The sequence below is a fragment of the Pseudarthrobacter sp. AL07 genome (genome assembly GCF_029960665.1).
Lineage (GTDB): Bacteria > Actinomycetota > Actinomycetes > Actinomycetales > Micrococcaceae > Arthrobacter.
The window spans coordinates 203,551-220,644 of record NZ_JASBRB010000005.1; the positions used below are offsets into that span (position 1 = coordinate 203,551).

Sequence of the window (17,094 nt, forward strand, 5' to 3'; positions counted from 1 at the left end):
TCGTGAGTGAAACCAAGATGATCCTGCCCCGCACCGGAATCGGCCTTGATGTCCATGCCTACGCCTCCGGTGACCTTCCCCGTCCGCTCTGGCTGGGCGGTCTGTTCTGGGAAGGCGAGCGTGGCCTGGCCGGGCATTCGGACGGAGACCCGGTGGCTCATGCCGCCGCCGACGCACTGTTCTCGGCTGCCGGCATCGGGGACCTCGGTACACACTTCGGCACCGACCGCCCGGAGTTCGCCGGCGCCTCCGGCGTAACGCTGCTGGCCGAGGCGGCCAGGATTGTCCGTGCCGCGGGATTTGAGATCGGCAACGTGGCTGTGCAGTTCGTGGCTACCCGGCCCAAATTCGGCCCACGGCGGGAAGAGTCCCAACGCGTGCTGAGCGAGGCGGCGGGAGCTCCGATCGGTGTCACGGCCACCACCAGCGACGGACTGGGTTTCACCGGCAGGGGCGAGGGCATCTCCGCCATCGCCACCGCGTTGGTCTATCCGCGCTGATTCACCCGGGCGGTTCAGCCCGGATAGGGCGTGGGGGCCGGCGCGCAGGCCTTTTCCGCTAATCTGGAGCGGTGACTCTCCGCTTCCATGACACCGCTGCCGCCGAAGTCCGTGACTTCGTTCCCCTCGTCCCGGGAAAAGCGAGCCTGTACTACTGCGGAGCCACCGTGCAGGGCATGCCGCACGTGGGCCACATCCGCTCGGCGATCGCCTTTGACCAGCTCACGCGCTGGCTCGAGTACCGGGGGCTGCGGGTCACCGTGGTCCGCAACGTCACGGACATCGATGACAAGATCCTGGCCAAGTCTGCAGAGTCGTTCGCCCCGGACTTCGAAGCGGGCCCGGACACCGTCCGCGAGGAGGAATGGTGGGCACTGGCCTACCGCTACGAGCAGGCGTTCCTGCAGGCCTACGACACGCTCGGTGTTGCCCGGCCCACCTATGAGCCCCGGGCAACCGGGCATATCCCCGAAATGCATGAGCTGATCCAGCAGCTGATCGTCCGGGGTCACGCCTACCCGGCGCTGGACGACTCCGGGGATGTTTATTTCGACGTGCGCTCCTGGGATAAGTACGGGTCACTGACGCGCCAGAACATTGACGACATGCAGGGTGCTCCGGACGCCGATCCCCGGGGCAAAAAAGACCCCCGCGACTTTGCGCTGTGGAAGGGCTCCAAAGACGGAGAGCCGACGACGGCGAGCTGGGCCTCGCCCTGGGGCTCCGGCCGCCCGGGATGGCACCTGGAATGCTCCGCAATGGTCACAAAGTACCTCGGCACCGAGTTTGATATCCACGGCGGCGGACTGGACCTGCGCTTCCCGCACCACGAAAACGAGATGGCACAGTCCCAGGCCGCCGGGCACGGGTTCGCCAACTTCTGGATGCACAACGGCATGGTCACCTACCAGGGCGAAAAGATGTCCAAGTCCATCGGCAACACCATTAGCCCTGCGGAGATGCTGGACCTCGCGTCACCGCGGGTGGTCCGCTACTACCTTGGGCAGGCGCAGTACCGCTCGGTCCTGGACTACCAACCCACGTCCCTGCAGGACGCCGCAGCCGCCGTCGAACGGATTGACGGGTTCATCAGTCGTGCGCTTCGGAGCACTATGACTCATGACGGCGCTGCCGGCTTTTTCAGCTACGGCACCGTCCCGGAGGCTTTTGCCGCGGCCATGGACGATGACCTGAATGTCCCGGCGGCCCTTGCGGTCCTGCACGAGACCGTCCGGGCCGGGAACACCGCGCTCACCGCGGGGGAACTCGACGACGCCCGGCAGGCGCTCGCATTCGTGACCGACATGCTCCGTGTCCTTGGTCTCAGCGCCACCGCGGCACCCGTCGCCAATGGCCAGGCGGACACGGCCCTCGAGGTGCTCGTCGAAGCCCAGCTCGCCGCGCGTGCCCAGGCCCGGGCCAGCAAGGACTGGGCGGCCTCCGACGCCATCCGGGACACGCTGAAGGCAGCCGGCGTCGTCGTCGAAGATGGCCCGGAAGGCGCTACCTGGAGCCTGCAACGGAACTGAACCGGCGATTTTACTTGATTCAGTAGACTGGTAAGCAGACTCAGTCAAACAATCAAGGGTGGAAAATCATGGCCAACAACGGTCGCCGGTCGGTCAAAGCAAAGAAGGGGCCAACCATCGGAACCGGTGGTCATGGCCGCAAGGCTCTGGAAGGCAAGGGCCCCACGCCCAAGGCGGAAGACCGCCCGTACCACAAGGCGCATAAGAGCAAGCAGCTGTCCGAACGTTCGGCCGCCAAGCGCGGCACGGGCGCGCGCAGCGCCGGCGCCTCTCGCTCGGGCCCCAAGGGCCGTGCCACCGAGGAAGTCGTCACCGGCCGTAACTCGGTTGTCGAGGCCCTCCGCGCCGGGATCCCCGCGAAGGCCCTGCACATCGCCATCCGGATTGAGATGGATGACCGTGTCAAGGAGTCGCTGAAGATCGCCGCCGAACGCGGCATCCCGCTGCTCGAGACCGGCAAGATCGAGTTGGACCGCATGACGGAAGACGCCGTGCACCAGGGCCTGGTCCTGCAGATCCCGCCCTACGAGTACCAGGACGCGTACGAGCTGGCCGAGGAAACTGTGGACCGCTGGAAGAAGGGCCACGTAGCCAACGCGCCGCTGTTTGTTGCCCTCGACGGCATCACGGACCCGCGCAACCTCGGCGCCATCATCCGCTCCGTCTCGGCCTTCAGCGGCCACGGCGTCATCGTCCCGGAACGCCGCTCCGTCGGCGTCACGGCATCGGCCTGGAAGACCAGCGCGGGCGCGGCCGTGCGCGTTCCAGTGGCACGTGCCGGCAACCTGAACAGCGCGCTGAAGCAGTTCAAGAACATGGGCATCTTTGTCCTGGGGCTCGACGGCGACGGCGACGTTTCGCTGCCTGCCCTCACCCTGGCCACGGAGCCCGTGTGCATTGTGGTCGGGTCCGAGGGCAAGGGCCTGAGCCGCCTGGTCCGCGAAAACTGCGACCAGATCGTCTCCATCCCGATCAACTCCGCCATGGAATCGCTCAACGCATCCATGGCCGTTGGCATCTCGCTGTACGAAATCTCCAGGCAGCGCGCAGTCAAGTAGTCCTCCGGCGTGGTGCGGCTTGTGGGGCGGCGAAGGCCGGACTTTCGCCGGCTGCTGCGCTCGTTCCTCACGCAACAACGCAGCCTACGCGAAAGCCCCGCCGTCGCCGCGAACGCTCTCTCACGTTTGGTGGGTTTAACAGCAACGCTCTCTCACCTTTCGGCGGGGGAGCGTTGCCGTTTTCTTTAGAACTCGCGGCGGTCCGCCAGGACCGTGAGCTTCTGCCCGGCCCGGAACCCCACGAAGTGTCGTCATAAAAGCGCCAGTGCAGTCCAACAGCCGCTGGCCGCTACCATTGACCTGATGGTTATGCCGCTATTCGACACCGCCTCCACCAAGGATGCCTCTTCGGCGCATCCGCTCGGTGTCAGCGTTCCGCGTCCGGGTTCGGGGGCGGATCACGCCGCGCATTCCAGTGCGAATGTGGCCGTGTACGCTCCGGCGGTGGAGAACCTTGAGATCGCCTACAAGGCCGCCGGGGGTGATTGGCATCTGCAAGCCTTGCCCAACGTCACCCACGGCGTGCATCACGGAATTGTTGAGGATTTCCCGTACGGATCGCTGTACGGGTTCCGCGCCACCTCCAAGGCCGAAACGCTGCCGCTGGCAGTTCCCGTTATTGATCTGGACGACGACGGCGGACAGCCTCTCCTGCTAGATCCCTACGGCCGGGCGGTGGACCAGGGGGAAGGCTTCCTGACGAGCGTCCGCATGGCCGGCGATTTTGACTGGGGCAACGACGAACGGCCCCGGACGCAGTGGCGAAACACCATCATTTATGAGGCGCACGTCCGCGGCCAGAGCATGCTCCACCCCGATGTCCCGGAGGAACTGCGCGGCACGTACGCAGGTATGGCCCATCCGGCCATCATCGAGCATTTCAAAAGCTTGGGTATCACCGCTGTCCAGTTGCTCCCGGTACACTTCCATCTCGATGAGCTGCACCTGCAGAACCTCGGCCTGACCAACTACTGGGGCTACAACACGGCAGCGTTTTTCGCACCGCACGCGGCCTATGCAACGCAGGCTGCGCAGGATACCGGACCGCACGCCGTGCAGGACGAGTTCAAGGGAATGGTCAAGCTGCTCCACGCCGCCGGGCTTGAAGTGATTCTCGACGTTGTCTACAACCACACTGCAGAGGGTGGCCCCGACGGCCAGGCCATCAGCTTCCGCGGACTCGGCGATGACACGTACTACCGCACGGACGGCCACGGTAAGTACATCGACACCACGGGCTGCGGCAACACACTGAATTTCGGCCAGCCCCGAGTGGTCCAGCTCGTGCTGGATTCACTCCGGTATTGGGTGGACGAATTCCACATCGACGGCTTCCGTTTCGACCTGGCCGTGACGCTCTGCCGGAACGCGGACAACGAGTTTGATCCCCGGCACCCGTTCCTGGTGGCTGTGGCCGCCGATCCCGTGCTGTCCGACGTGAAACTGATCGCCGAGCCCTGGGACGTCGGCTATGGCGGCTGGCAGACGGGACGATTCCCCGGCGGCTGGGTGGACTGGAACGACCACTTCCGGGACGGCGTCCGCTCCTTCTGGCTGGCCGACCGTGCGGCCATCGAAGCCGGCGGCCAGGGCGGCTCCGTGGCGCGGCTGGCTGATGCCCTGTCGGGATCGGCCGCGCTGTTTGAGGCGTCGGGCCGGTCCAGGCTGGCGTCGGTCAACCTCATCACGGCACACGACGGCTTCACGCTCAACGACCTAGTGTCCTACGACCGCAAACACAACGAGGCCAACGGCGAACAGAACCGGGACGGTCACGGGGACAACCGCAGCTACAACCACGGTTTCGAAGGCCGGAGCGAGGACGAGAGCATCCTGGCGCAGCGGGCGCAGTCCCGGCGGAACCTGATGGCCTCCCTGATGATCTCCCTCGGCGTGCCGATGATCACCGCCGGTGACGAACTGGCACGCACGCAGCAGGGCAACAACAACGCCTACTGCCAGGACAACCCCTTGGCCTGGGTCGACTGGACGCGGACCCCGGAATCCGCAGAGATGCTCCGCAGCACCAAACGCTACGTCCGGCTGCGCAAGGAGTTCCTGGCAAGCCAACCCCATGATTTTCCCGCTCGGGATGAGCAGTCCTATCTCTACTGGTTTGATCACGCCGGGCAGCCCATGTCCATGGATCAATGGAATGATCCCCGGCACCGTGTCATGCAGCTCCTGCTTGGCTCGGACGACGGCACGCTGGCAGGCCTCGTGGTGGTCAACGGCAGCACCTCCGATGTGAAGATCACCCTTCCGGAACTCAAGAACGACGACGGCACGCCCCGCAGGATCTTTGAACTCCGGCTGACGACCTCGCCACTGCACGAGCTTCGCCAGGGCGTCCGCGTGACGTCCGGCGAGACGGACAGCATCGAGGCAAATTCGATCAGCATCTACCGCACATAACTGCGGAGGGGACCACGATTGCGCAACCGCTCCTTTGCCCTGCTGCTGACCGTTCTATTGGCCATAGCGGTGATCGCTTTTGGCGGCAGCGGGCTCCTCGATGCACTGACGGGAGGTTCGACGCCGGCGGCCAGTTCCAGCGCCGCCCCGCATCCAAGCGCTCTCGTGCCCGGTCCCGTGGAGGTTCCAGCCCCGGCGGTAATACCCGCCAACCCATCCGGCCTGCCCCCGGTCAAGGAGTCCCAGCTTCCGGCCGAAGCCCGGACGATCCTCGCCGCGATCCGTGCCGGCGGCCCCTACCGCTACAGCCAGGACAACAAGACGTTCGGCAACTTCGAGCGTATTCTTCCACGGCAGGACTCCGGCTATTACCGTGAGTACACGGTGCCCACACCGGGTGAATCGGACAGGGGAGCCCGCCGCATCGTCACGGGCTCCGGGGGCGAGAAGTACTACACCCAGGACCACTACGACTCGTTCAAATTCATTGCAGAAGGCAGCTGAACACCCTCATGAAAATTTACTCCGCCGATACCTGGACCATCGAAGAACTCCGGGAACAGGTCGCCGACGCCGGCCGCCGCAGCCTGATGGTCCCCGCTGCCGACAGCAAGAGGGCTGTCCTGGAAACGTTCGGCGAAGTGCTCGCATTCCCTGAGCACTATGGCGTGAACATGGACGCCCTGAACGATTCCCTGCACGATTTCGCGGACAGCATTGGCGAGGACGGGGGCACCCCGGTCACCGTCATCTGGGAGGTGGCCGCAGCGTTCCGCGGTGACCGGTCCTTCGGGATCATCTGCGAGGTCCTCCAGGACGCCGAGAGCTACGCCGGCCGTGACCTGGCGGTCACGGCCGTGCTCCTCTAAATGTGACGCTGCTAGATGTGACGCCCGGCGGTCAGGCGTTGACGATCAGCCCCAGCTCGGCTTTGGAAGCCAGTGCCTCGTGCCGGGGCAGGACGCGGACGGTGTAGCCGAACGGACCGGACCGGTCGATCAGCAGGGAGCCGCTGAACAGGTGGCGTCCGTCGCCCAGGTCCTCTTTCGAGCTCAGTTCCATCAAGGTGACGTCCGCCAGGGTGTCGCTTTCCTCGGCACGGCCATAAGCCACCTCCACGGAAACGTCCTCGGGTGAGAGGGTGTGCAGCGCGATGTAGGCGTTCACCTGCAGGGTGTCCCCGATCTGGGGATCCTCGGAAACTCCCACGGAGTCCACATGTTCAACGTGCAGCAGCGGCCACGCGGAACGCACCTTGGCCGTCCATGCCGCGAGGACACGGGCCTGGGCATAGGAGTCGGCAACTGCCCTGCGTCCGGCCTCGGCTGCCGGACGGTAGAGCAGATTGACGTAGTCGTGAAGCATACGCTCGGCGGAAACGGCCGGGCCCAAATGCGACAGCGTGTGCTTGATCATTGACACCCAGTGCGTGGGGACTTTCTCCGTACCCGTGGTGGACGGTCCTGCAGCACCTGCACTGTCAGAGACCGTATTCCCGTAGAAGCGCGGCGCCACCTGCGTTTCCAGGAGTTCGTACAGCGCTGCCGCCTCGATGTCGTCCCGCTCCTCGGGGGACGCATCATTGTTGGCGGTGGGGATCGCCCAGCCGTTCTCGCCGTCGTACATTTCGTCCCACCAGCCGTCCATCACAGAGAGGTTCAGCGAACCGTTGATGGCGGCCTTCATGCCCGACGTGCCGCACGCCTCCAGGGGGCGGAGCGGGTTGTTGAGCCACACGTCGCAGCCCGGGAAGAGCGTCCTGGCCATCGCAATGTCGTAGTTCGGCAGGAATGCGATGCGGTGGCGGACCTCGGGGTCGTCGGTGAAGCGGACCAGATCCTGGATCATCTTCTTGCCGGCGTCATCTGCAGGGTGGGACTTTCCGGCGATCACGAGTTGGATCGGGTGCTCGGGGTGCAGCAGCAGCGCCTTGAGCCGGTCCGGCTCGCGGAGCATCAGCGTCAGGCGCTTATATGTCGGGACACGGCGGGCGAAGCCGATGGTCAGCACATCGGGGTCCAGGACGCTGTCGGTCCAGCCAAGCTCGGCGTCGGCGGCGCCGCGCTTCTTCCACGCGGCGCGGAGCCGGCGGCGCACGTCCTCCACGAGTGCTGTGCGCATTTCACGGCGCAGACCCCAGACGTCGGCGTCGCTGACGTTGTAGGCAAGGTCCCAGCGGCCCATGGCTTCGGCCTCGGAACCGAACTGTTCCCGCGCGAGCCGGGAGATGCGACTGTCCACCCAGGTGGGCACGTGCACGCCGTTGGTCACGGACGTGATGGGCACCTCGGAGTGCTCGAACCCGGGCCACAGTGCCGAGAACATCCCGCGGGATACCTCGCCGTGCAGCTTGGCGACTCCGTTGGCCCGCTGTGCCAGCCGGAGCCCCATCACGGCCATGTTGAAAACTGACGGATTGCCATCGGCGTAGTTTTCCCGGCCCAGTTCCAGGATGCGGTCCACCGGTAGCGCGGGCGCGAGCCCGGCCTGGAAGAAGTGGTGGATCTGGGAAATTTCGAAACGGTCGATTCCGGCGGGAACGGGCGTGTGGGTGGTGAAAACCGTTGATGCCCGGCCAGCGGCGAGGGCTTCATCGAAGCTGAGGGCGGCGTCGCCGGCCATCAGTTCCTGGATGCGCTCAATCCCCAGGAATCCGGCATGGCCCTCATTGGTGTGGAACACTTCGGGCGCCGCGGTTCCCGTGAGCTGCTGGTAGGCGCGCAGGGCCTTGACTCCGCCCATGCCGAGCAGGAGCTCCTGCTGCAGGCGGTGGTCGCCGCCGCCGCCATAGAGGCGGTCCGTGATGCCGCGGGCGGCGTCGTCGTTGCCGGGAACGTTGGAGTCCAGCAGTAGCAGGGGAACGCGTCCGACGTCGGCACGCCAGATGTGTGCCAGGAGCCGGCGCCCGTTGGGGAGCGGGAGCGAGATCTGCAGGGCCCGGCCGTTGCCGTCGGCGGACGGCTCACGGAGGAGCGTGAGCGGGAGCCCATCAGGGTCGAGGACCGGATAGGTCTCCTGCTGCCAGGCGTCCCGGGAGAGCGATTGCTTGAAGTAGCCGGCCTGGTACAGCAGGCCCACGCCGATCAGGGGCACGCCGAGGTCCGAGGCGGCCTTAAGGTGGTCGCCGGCCAGGATGCCCAGGCCGCCGGAGTACTGCGGCAGGACTTCGGTGATGCCAAATTCGGGGGAGAAGTAAGCGATGGCGGCCGGGGCATCCCCGCCCAGGCTCTGGTACCAGCGGGGCTGCTCAAGGTACCGGTCAAGGTCCGCGGCGGCGGCGCGGACCTGGTCGACGACGGACTGGTCGGCGGCGAGGCGCTGGAACTCCTCGCGGCTGACCCGGCCCAGGAAAATGATGGGATCCTGGCCGGATTCTTCCCAGATGCGGGGGTTCAGTGCCGCGAAAAGTTCCCTGGTGGGCCGGTGCCAGGACCAGCGCAGGTTGGTGGCCAATCGGGCCAGCGGCCTGATGGGCTCCGGGAGGACTGTTCTGACGGTAAATCTGCGGATTGCCTTCACCTGCGCCACACTAACCGACAACATGAACGTCTGGAACCGCTTCGGCATTCTTTGAGGTAAATGACAGTTGGCGTGGCGGATAAGTCGAATCGCGGCGACAAAAAGCAGCGCAGGCTTAGCAATCTTGACCATTTCTCGCTAACGTCGAGCCTGTGACGACTAACTCAGCAACCCCTGCCGCCTCAAAGAAAAAGCCGAAAGGCAAAATTACCGACGGGCTAAGATTTGGCCGCTTTCCTATCACCGCCGTGCAGCCTGCGGTGGAGGGTGGAAAATATCCTGCCAAGGCCTTGCCGGGGGAGGGGATTGTGGTGGGCGCCACCGCATTCCGGGAGGGTCATGACCAGCTGGGTGTCAGCGCGGTCCTCCTGGATCCCCGGGGGAAGGAACGCCAGCGCGTCAGGCTGGCACCGCCCAAAGGCGATCGCGGCCTCGGCACGGACCGCTGGGAGGGCATCCTCACGCCGTCGGCCGTTGGAAACTGGACCTTCCTCATTGAGGCGTGGCACGACCGCTACGGAACCTGGCACCACAACGCCGAGGTCAAGGTGGCCGCAGGCATCGACGTGGAGCTGATGCTCGCGGAGGGTTCGGCGCTGCTCTCAGAAGCGGCCACCGAGGCCTCCCGTAATGCGTCGGACCGGCGCACACTGCGCATGGCCGCTTCCATCCTGGGTAACGGAGCCCTCACCGATGAGGAACGCTTGGCAGCCGGCTTCGGCGCCGACGTCGCCGACGTAGTGGAACGCCAGCCGATCCGGGAGCTGGTCACCGTTTCCGAACAGTTCCCGTTGCTGGTGGAGCGCGATCTCGCAGGCCGCGGTGCCTGGTACGAGTTCTTTCCCCGGTCCGAGGGCGCCGTCAGGGACGCCGCTACGGGGGCCTGGACGTCCGGGAATTTCAGGACTGCGGCGAAGCGGCTGGACGCGGTGGCGGAAATGGGCTTCGACGTGCTCTATATGCCGCCCATCCACCCCATCGGCATCCAGCACCGCAAGGGCCCCAACAACACCCTGATCGCCGGCCCGCACGATCCCGGCTCGCCGTGGGCGATCGGCGCCAAGGAGGGTGGCCACGACGCCATCCACCCGGAGTTGGGCTCGTTCGAGGACTTTGACGCCTTTGTTGCCCGCGCTAAGGAACTGGGCCTGGAAGTTGCGCTTGATCTGGCGCTGCAGGCAGCGCCCGACCACCCCTGGGTAGAGTCCAACCCGGAATGGTTTACCACCCGGGTTGACGGGAGCATCGCTTATGCCGAAAACCCGCCCAAGAAGTACCAGGATATTTTCCCGCTTAATTTCGACAACGATCCGGAAGGGCTTGCGAAGGAAATCCTGCGGGTCGTGTTGCTGTGGGTCAGCCATGGCGTGAAGATCTTCCGGGTGGATAATCCGCACACCAAACCGGTGTGGTTCTGGGAATGGCTCATTGGCCAGGTCAACAAAAAGACTCCCGGCGTGGTGTTCCTCGCGGAAGCGTTTACACGACCTGCGATGATGCACGCCCTGGGCCGTGCGGGCTTCCAGCAGTCATACACCTACTTCACGTGGCGGAACACCAAGAAGGAATTGGAAACCTATTTCGCAGAGGTCAGCCACGACTCGCCGGCGTACTTCCGGCCCAACTTCTTTGTCAACACGCCGGACATCCTCACGGAATACCTGCAGTTCGGCGGTCCGGCGGCGTTCAAGATCCGCGCCGCATTGGCCGCCACCGCCAGCCCGCTGTGGGGCGTTTACGCCGGCTACGAGCTCTATGAGCACGTTGCCCGCCCCGGTGCCGAAGAGTATATCGACAACGAGAAATTTGAATACAAGGCCCGTGACTGGGACGCGGCCGCAGCCTCAGGCCGGACCCTGGCGCCGTATCTGACCAGGCTCAACGCCATCAGGCACAGCCACCCGGCGCTGTTGGACCTGCAGAATCTCACGGTCCACCAAAGCACCGACGACGCCACGGTGGTGTATTCCAAACACAAGACCCTGCCGGACGGCACCAAGGACACCATCATTGTGGTGGTCAACGTCGATCCGCACGGCACCAGGGAGAGCACCATTTCCTTGGACCTGGCTGCCCTTGAACTTGGCCCCGAGGACCTGTCGCCAAACGGCGGGTTCCGGGTGGAGGACCTCATTTCCGGAGAATCCTGGGAATGGGGCGAATACAACTACGTCCGCCTGGATGCGCACGTTGAACCGGCACACATCCTGAGCGTGAGGAGAATTCATCAGTGAGCTTTAACCCGCAGAGTTCCAGCCAGCATTTCACCCCAAAGAGCACGTTTGAGCTCCATGCGCCGGGCCTGGCCCACGATCCGCTCTGGTATCGGAAGGCCGTCTTCTATGAAGTGCTGGTACGGGCCTTCGCGGATGCGAACGGCGACGGTTCGGGCGACTTCACCGGCCTGATCGACCGGCTGGACTACCTGCAGTGGCTCGGCATCGATTGCCTGTGGCTTCCACCGTTCTTCCAGTCGCCGCTGCGTGACGGCGGCTATGACATCTCGGACTACAATTCCGTCCTGGATGAATTCGGCACCATCAGCGACTTCAAGCGGCTGGTGGCGGAGTCCCATGCCCGCGGCGTCCGGGTCATCATTGACCTGCCGCTGAACCACACCTCGGACCAGCACCCCTGGTTCCAGGAATCGCGCAAGGACCCGGACGGCCCCTTCGGCGACTTTTACGTGTGGAGCGATACGGACGAGAAATACCAGGATGCCCGCATCATCTTCGTGGACACGGAGGAGTCCAACTGGACTTTCGACCCTATCCGCCGGCAGTTCTTCTGGCACCGCTTCTTCGGCCACCAGCCGGACCTGAATTTTGAAAACCCCAAGGTCATCGAAGCGCTCTTCGACGTGGTTCGTTTCTGGCTGGACCAGGGCATCGACGGTTTCCGGGCGGACGCCATCCCGTACCTCTTCGAGGAGGAGGGGACAAACTGCGAAAACCTGCCAGCCACCCATGACTTCCTGCGCAAACTTCGGGCCATGGTGGACGAAGGTTACCCGGGCCGCGTCATCATCGCCGAGGCAAACCAGCCGCCCAACGAGGTGGTGGAGTACTTCGGAACAGCAGAAGAGCCCGAATGCCACATGGCGTTCCACTTCCCCATCATGCCGCGCCTCTACTACGCCCTGCGCGACCAGAAGGCCGCTCCGATCATTGAGACCATGCATGACACCCCGGAGATCCCCGAAGGGGCGCAGTGGGGAACTTTCCTGCGCAACCACGATGAACTGACGCTGGAGATGGTCACTCCCGACGAGCGCGCAGCGATGCTGGGCTGGTACGCGCCGGACCCCCGCATGCGCGCCAACATCGGGATCCGGCGTCGCCTTGCACCGCTGCTGGATAATTCCCGGGCCGAGATCGAATTAATCAACGCGCTGTTGCTCTCACTTCCTGGCAGCCCGTTCCTGTACTACGGGGACGAGATCGGCATGGGGGACAACATCTGGCTCGATGACCGCGATGCCGTACGCACTCCCATGCAGTGGAACCCTGACCGGAACGCAGGATTCTCCAACGCTGATCCCGGCAAGCTCTACCTGCCGGTCATCCAGTCACTGGTGTACAACTACAACATGGCCAATGTGGAAGCCGAGGCCGCCCACTCCGGTTCTCTGCTCCGCTGGACCCGGCAGATCCTCAGCGTCCGCAAGAACCACCCTGTGTTCGGGCTGGGTGCGTTCAAACATGTCGAAGCGGACCACGACGCCGTGGTGGCGTATCTCCGGGAACTTTCGGATGACAACACTGCGGGGCTGCCGGGCGAAACCATTCTGTGCGCCTTCAACCTTTCGCAGCACCCGGTCGCGGCAAAACTGCGGATTCCGCAGTTTGCCGGCCGCGGACTGCGCGATGTGTTCGGGGGGCAGCCGTTCCCCGGGATCGACGACGACGGATCGCTGACGCTGACACTGGGGAGCCATGATTTCTTTTGGCTGCGGATCCGCTCTGCGACGTCCAACCCGGCCTCCCCGTACACGCAGGCACTGCCCATCCTGTCCATTGAGAACTGACATGGCCCAGCCCACCCTCACGGCCACACTCAGCGCCATCCTTCGGGACTGGCTCCCACGCCAGCGCTGGTTCCCCGTAAAGACAGCCGATTTTTCGCTGGAGCAGGCCGGCAGCCTGAGCCTCGAGGATGCCGCGGGGCAGGCTCGGCTGGAGATATTCCTGCTGGCTGTCACGTCCAGGACGGCCGACGGCGGACGTCGGACTGACGTGGTCCAGGTCCCGCTGAGCTACCGGGCAAGTCCGCTTGCCGGAGCGGAGCGGGCACTGGTGGGCCACGCTCCCGAGGCCGGCATGGCCTGGATCTACGACGCCGTGCACGATCCTTCCTTTGTCTCCTCGTGGCTGGAGCTGATCCGGTCCGAAGCCGGCTCGAGCACGGGTGCGGCGACGGGCCACCGCACCCGGTCCGAGCACCGGTTGCCTACCGCCCACGGAATGGTCAAAGTCCTGTCCGGCGAGCAGTCCAACAGCTCAGTCATCGTTGACGACGGCGAGTCTGCAGCCATTGTGAAATTCTTCCGGGTGCTCTCTGAAGGGATGAACCCTGAAGTTGAGGTGGGGGCGGCCCTGACGTCCCAGGGCATCTTCGAGGTTCCGGCAACGCTGGGATGGGTCCGCGGGGAATGGCAGGCGCCGGCGCCACAGGGGCTCCCGTCACAGCCACTTTCGCAGGGCGAGCTTGCCGTGGCCCACGAATTCCTCGCTGGCGGCCGCGATGCGTGGCGCCTTGCCGTGGATGCCGCGCGCACCGGCGCCGACTTCACGGCCGAAGCTTATGCCCTGGGTTCGGCCACGGCCACGGTCCACCGCCGCCTGGCGGAAGCCCTCGGCACAGCGGTTGAGCCGGCCCCGGGTCAGGTTATTGCGCCCGGAGTAGCCCAGCGGGTCCGGCAGGCATGGGCGGAAGCCGGTGCCGCCGTCGGGCCTTACGACGATGCCTTGGACGCGCTTCTTGGCGGGCTCGACGGCGTGCCGGCGGGGCCGTTGCAACGGATCCACGGGGATCTTCACCTCGGCCAGATCCTGCAGGTCCCCGGCCAAGGCGGCGGGCCGGGCCGTTGGGCCATTCTTGATTTTGAAGGTGAGCCACTGCGGCCTATCGCCGAACGCAACCTTCCCGACGTTCCGCTCCGCGACGTGGTGGGCATGCTCCGCTCATTCGACTACGCGGCAGGCGCAGCAGAACGCGAATATCAGGGTGCCCGCGTTCCGGAATCCTGGGTCGATGATTGCGCGCACGCGTTCCTTGCCGGCTATGCCGCAGTCACCCCCGGCATCATCGACCGAAGTTCACCGCTCTTTGTGGCATTGTGGCTGGACAAGGCCCTTTACGAAGTCGTTTATGAATTGCGGAACAGACCTGACTGGCTGGCCATTCCAACGAATGCCTCCAGGCGGCTCCTCAGCATTAAAGGCTCCGGCGATCAGGCCCGGGCAGCATCGGAAGGTATCAAAATGACAGGCTCAGCACCTACAGACCGGCCCCGTGTGCCCCTACACGTGGACCCGGAAACCTTGGTCCGTGTGGCGAACGGCGAACATCACGCCCCGCACTCGGTGCTGGGTGCCCATCTGGACGACCATGGCCATGTGACTGTCCGGACCGTCAAGCACCTCGCCGAGGCAGTAAGCGTGGTGACTGCCGTGGGTGCGGTGCCCATGACCCACGAGGATAGCGGCGTTTGGGTGGCGGTCCTGGAGCCGCTGCAGGCCGGCCACGTGCCCGACTACCGGCTGGAGGTCACCTACCCTGGTGCCGCGCCGCTAACAGTGGATGAGCCGTACCGCTACCTGCCCACAGTGGGTGAAGTGGACCTGCACCTGATCGGCGAGGGCCGGCACGAGAAGCTCTGGGAAGTCCTGGGCGCGCACGTTCAGCACTATAAGTCCTCACTGGGCGATGTTGACGGCGTCTCCTTTGCCGTATGGGCGCCGAACGCGCAGGCGGTCCGCGTCATGGGCGACTTCAACGCCTGGGACGGCCGGCAGAACTCACTCCGCTCACTGGGATCCTCCGGCGTGTGGGAAGTCTTCCTGCCGGGTGTTTTAGCAGGGGCGTGCTACAAGTTCGAGATCAAGACCAAGGCCGGCTACTGGGTCGAAAAGGCCGATCCCCTGGCCTTCGGTACCGAGGTCCCGCCGCTGACAGCCTCCAGAGTGGTGGAGCAGTCGTACGCGTTCAAGGATGCAGAATGGATGGAGGCACGCGCGCAGCGTGACCCGCACAATTCGCCGATGAGCGCCTACGAAGTCCACCTCGGATCCTGGCGCCTTGGCCTGGGCTACCGTGAGCTCGCCAAGGAGTTGGTGGACTACGTCAAATGGCTGGGCTTTACGCACGTTGAGTTCATGCCCGTGGCCGAGCATCCCTTCGGCGGCTCCTGGGGCTACCAGGTGACGTCCTACTTTGCGCCGACCTCGCGCTTTGGCCATCCGGATGAATTCCGGTTCCTGGTGGATTCCCTGCACCAGGCCGGAATCGGCGTGCTGCTCGACTGGGTCCCGGCGCACTTCCCCAAGGATGCCTGGGCGCTGGCCCAGTTCGACGGCGAACCCTTGTACGAGCACGGCGACCCGAACTTGGGCGAGCACCCAGACTGGGGAACGCTGATTTTCGACTTTGGCCGCACCGAGGTGCGGAACTTCCTGGTGTCCAACGCGCTGTACTGGCTTGATGAGTTCCATATCGACGGACTCCGGGTGGATGCTGTGGCCTCGATGCTGTACCTCGACTACTCACGCGAAGAGGGGCAGTGGTCGCCCAACCGCTTTGGCGGACGCGAAAACCTGGAGGCCATTTCGTTCCTCCAGGAGGTCAACGCCACTGTGTACAAGACGCACCCCGGCGCGGTGATGATCGCCGAAGAGTCCACCGCTTTCCCCGGCGTCACCGCCCCGACAAGCCAAGGTGGCCTGGGGTTCGGGCTCAAGTGGAACATGGGCTGGATGCACGACTCGCTCAAGTACGCCTCCGAGGACCCCGTCAACCGGAAGTGGCACCACGGCACGGTGACGTTCTCCCTGGTCTACGCGTTCACCGAGAACTTTCTGCTTCCCATCAGCCACGACGAAGTAGTGCATGGCAAGGGCTCCATGCTCCGGAAGATGCCGGGGGACCGGTGGCAGCAGTTGGCTAACCTGCGCGCCTTCTTTGCATACCAGTGGGCTCACCCGGGCAAGCAGCTCATTTTTATGGGCACCGAGTTCGGTCAGGAGGCTGAATGGTCCGAGCAGCATGGGCTGGACTGGTACCTGGCAGAGATTCCGGCGCACCGCGGAATGCAGCTCCTCACCAAGGATCTCAACGAGATCTACAGCTCGACGCCGGCCCTCTACGCCCGTGACAATGAGCCGGGCGGTTTCCAGTGGATCAACGGTGGGGATGCCGACCGCAATGTCCTGACGTTTATCCGCTGGGACAAGGAGGGCAATCCGTTGGTGTGCGCCATCAACTTCTCCGGCGGTCCGCATGTGGGCTATGCCCTCGGCGTTCCCGCTGCCGGGGCCTGGACTGAAGTACTGAACACCGATGCTGCGGCCTATGGCGGTTCCGGTGTCCTCAATGGCGGTGAGCTGATTGCCCTGGACAAAGGGCTCGATGGCCAGCCCGCAACGCTTGCCGTGACGCTGCCGCCCCTGGGGGCCGCGTACTTCAAGCCCGTTCCTTTGGCGGCGGGCTGACCGATTGGTGTGAGCCCGCTCTCCTAAGTGCGGAGCGAAAGGCCCGGAAATCCTTGAGATTCCGGGCTTTTTGCTGCCTTCGGGGTGGTGCCACAGGAACACCGTCGGGGCCTGGTTGGTCATCAGGGCAAAGTGGTGGTAGAGTTTATTTCCGCGCTGCTCCACAGAGTCAGACCGAAAAAACCGACACGAAAGCCTCAGGCTGACGAAGTCGCGGACGCCGGTTTGACAAGTTGGAGAGCAGCCGGTAAGTTTGAAAAGTTGCTCCGGAGCGATCCACGGCTGATAAATGGTTGTGGTGGTGCCGGGTGTGTCTGTTGTTTGAGAACTCAATAGTGTGCCAAGTTTGTTGATACCAATTGTT

At 64.5% G+C, this 17,094-nt stretch carries 10 protein-coding genes; 9 read left to right on the forward strand and 1 reads right to left on the reverse strand.

The window, feature by feature from the left end; genetic code table 11:
• Nucleotides 1–17 precede the first annotated feature (17 nt).
• From ispF to QK290_RS07460, 6 genes are all read left to right on the forward strand, one after another.
• Nucleotides 18–500 carry a 2-C-methyl-D-erythritol 2,4-cyclodiphosphate synthase gene (gene ispF / locus QK290_RS07435; protein ID WP_282330059.1) on the forward strand — a complete coding sequence of 161 codons (483 nt, stop codon included), beginning with the start codon at nucleotides 18–20 and terminating at the stop codon, nucleotides 498–500.
• A 71-nt stretch (nucleotides 501–571) separates the two neighbouring features.
• On the forward strand, nucleotides 572–2,029 hold the full coding sequence (cysS, locus tag QK290_RS07440) for a cysteine--tRNA ligase (RefSeq protein WP_282330034.1): 1,458 nt from the start codon (nucleotides 572–574) through the stop codon (nucleotides 2,027–2,029).
• Between the two features lie 68 nt (nucleotides 2,030–2,097).
• A complete protein-coding gene (rlmB, locus tag QK290_RS07445) occupies nucleotides 2,098–3,087 on the forward strand; it encodes a 23S rRNA (guanosine(2251)-2'-O)-methyltransferase RlmB (RefSeq protein WP_282330035.1) in 990 nt (329 codons plus the stop codon).
• Between the two features lie 303 nt (nucleotides 3,088–3,390).
• Nucleotides 3,391–5,502 (forward strand): glycogen debranching protein GlgX, encoded by a 2,112-nt coding sequence (gene glgX / locus QK290_RS07450; RefSeq protein ID WP_282330036.1) that lies wholly within the window; start codon nucleotides 3,391–3,393, stop codon nucleotides 5,500–5,502.
• Between the two features lie 18 nt (nucleotides 5,503–5,520).
• A complete protein-coding gene (locus QK290_RS07455; RefSeq protein ID WP_282330037.1) occupies nucleotides 5,521–6,006 on the forward strand; it encodes a ribonuclease domain-containing protein in 486 nt (161 codons plus the stop codon).
• A gap of 8 nt (nucleotides 6,007–6,014) precedes the next feature.
• Nucleotides 6,015–6,371: a barstar family protein gene (locus QK290_RS07460; RefSeq protein WP_282330038.1), complete on the forward strand. Its 357-nt coding sequence runs from the start codon at nucleotides 6,015–6,017 to the stop codon at nucleotides 6,369–6,371.
• 31 nt (nucleotides 6,372–6,402) lie between these two features.
• Here the strand turns inward: QK290_RS07460 and glgP are convergent, their stop codons facing one another.
• The gene (gene glgP, locus QK290_RS07465; RefSeq protein ID WP_282330039.1) at nucleotides 6,403–9,021 is read right to left on the reverse strand and encodes an alpha-glucan family phosphorylase; all 2,619 of its coding nucleotides are present in this window, start codon (nucleotides 9,019–9,021) and stop codon (nucleotides 6,403–6,405) included.
• Nucleotides 9,022–9,173: 152 nt separating this feature from the next.
• Between glgP and QK290_RS07470 the strand changes: the two genes are divergently transcribed.
• The 3 genes from QK290_RS07470 to QK290_RS07480 are packed head-to-tail and all read left to right on the forward strand — an operon-like array spanning nucleotide 9,174 to nucleotide 16,730.
• Complete coding sequence (locus tag QK290_RS07470) at nucleotides 9,174–11,255, forward strand: alpha-1,4-glucan--maltose-1-phosphate maltosyltransferase (protein WP_282330041.1); 2,082 nt, start codon at nucleotides 9,174–9,176, stop codon at nucleotides 11,253–11,255.
• Complete coding sequence (gene treS, locus QK290_RS07475) at nucleotides 11,252–13,048, forward strand: maltose alpha-D-glucosyltransferase (protein ID WP_282330042.1); 1,797 nt, start codon at nucleotides 11,252–11,254, stop codon at nucleotides 13,046–13,048. Before QK290_RS07470 ends, treS begins: the two co-directional genes overlap by 4 nt.
• A gap of 1 nt (nucleotide 13,049) precedes the next feature.
• The gene (locus QK290_RS07480) at nucleotides 13,050–16,730 is read left to right on the forward strand and encodes a 1,4-alpha-glucan branching enzyme (RefSeq protein ID WP_282330043.1); all 3,681 of its coding nucleotides are present in this window, start codon (nucleotides 13,050–13,052) and stop codon (nucleotides 16,728–16,730) included.
• Nucleotides 16,731–17,094: the final 364 nt, after the last annotated feature.

Excerpts from the sequence above, each read along its gene's own strand:
- QK290_RS07480 (WP_282330043.1), top strand. The coding sequence starts at position 13,050 with ATGGCCCAGCCCACCCTCACGGCCACACTCAGCGCCATCCTTCGGGAC.
- rlmB (WP_282330035.1), top strand. The coding sequence starts at position 2,098 with ATGGCCAACAACGGTCGCCGGTCGGTCAAAGCAAAGAAGGGGCCAACC.
- ispF (WP_282330059.1), top strand. The coding sequence starts at position 18 with ATGATCCTGCCCCGCACCGGAATCGGCCTTGATGTCCATGCCTACGCC.
- QK290_RS07460 (WP_282330038.1), top strand. The coding sequence starts at position 6,015 with ATGAAAATTTACTCCGCCGATACCTGGACCATCGAAGAACTCCGGGAA.
- glgX (WP_282330036.1), top strand. The coding sequence starts at position 3,391 with ATGGTTATGCCGCTATTCGACACCGCCTCCACCAAGGATGCCTCTTCG.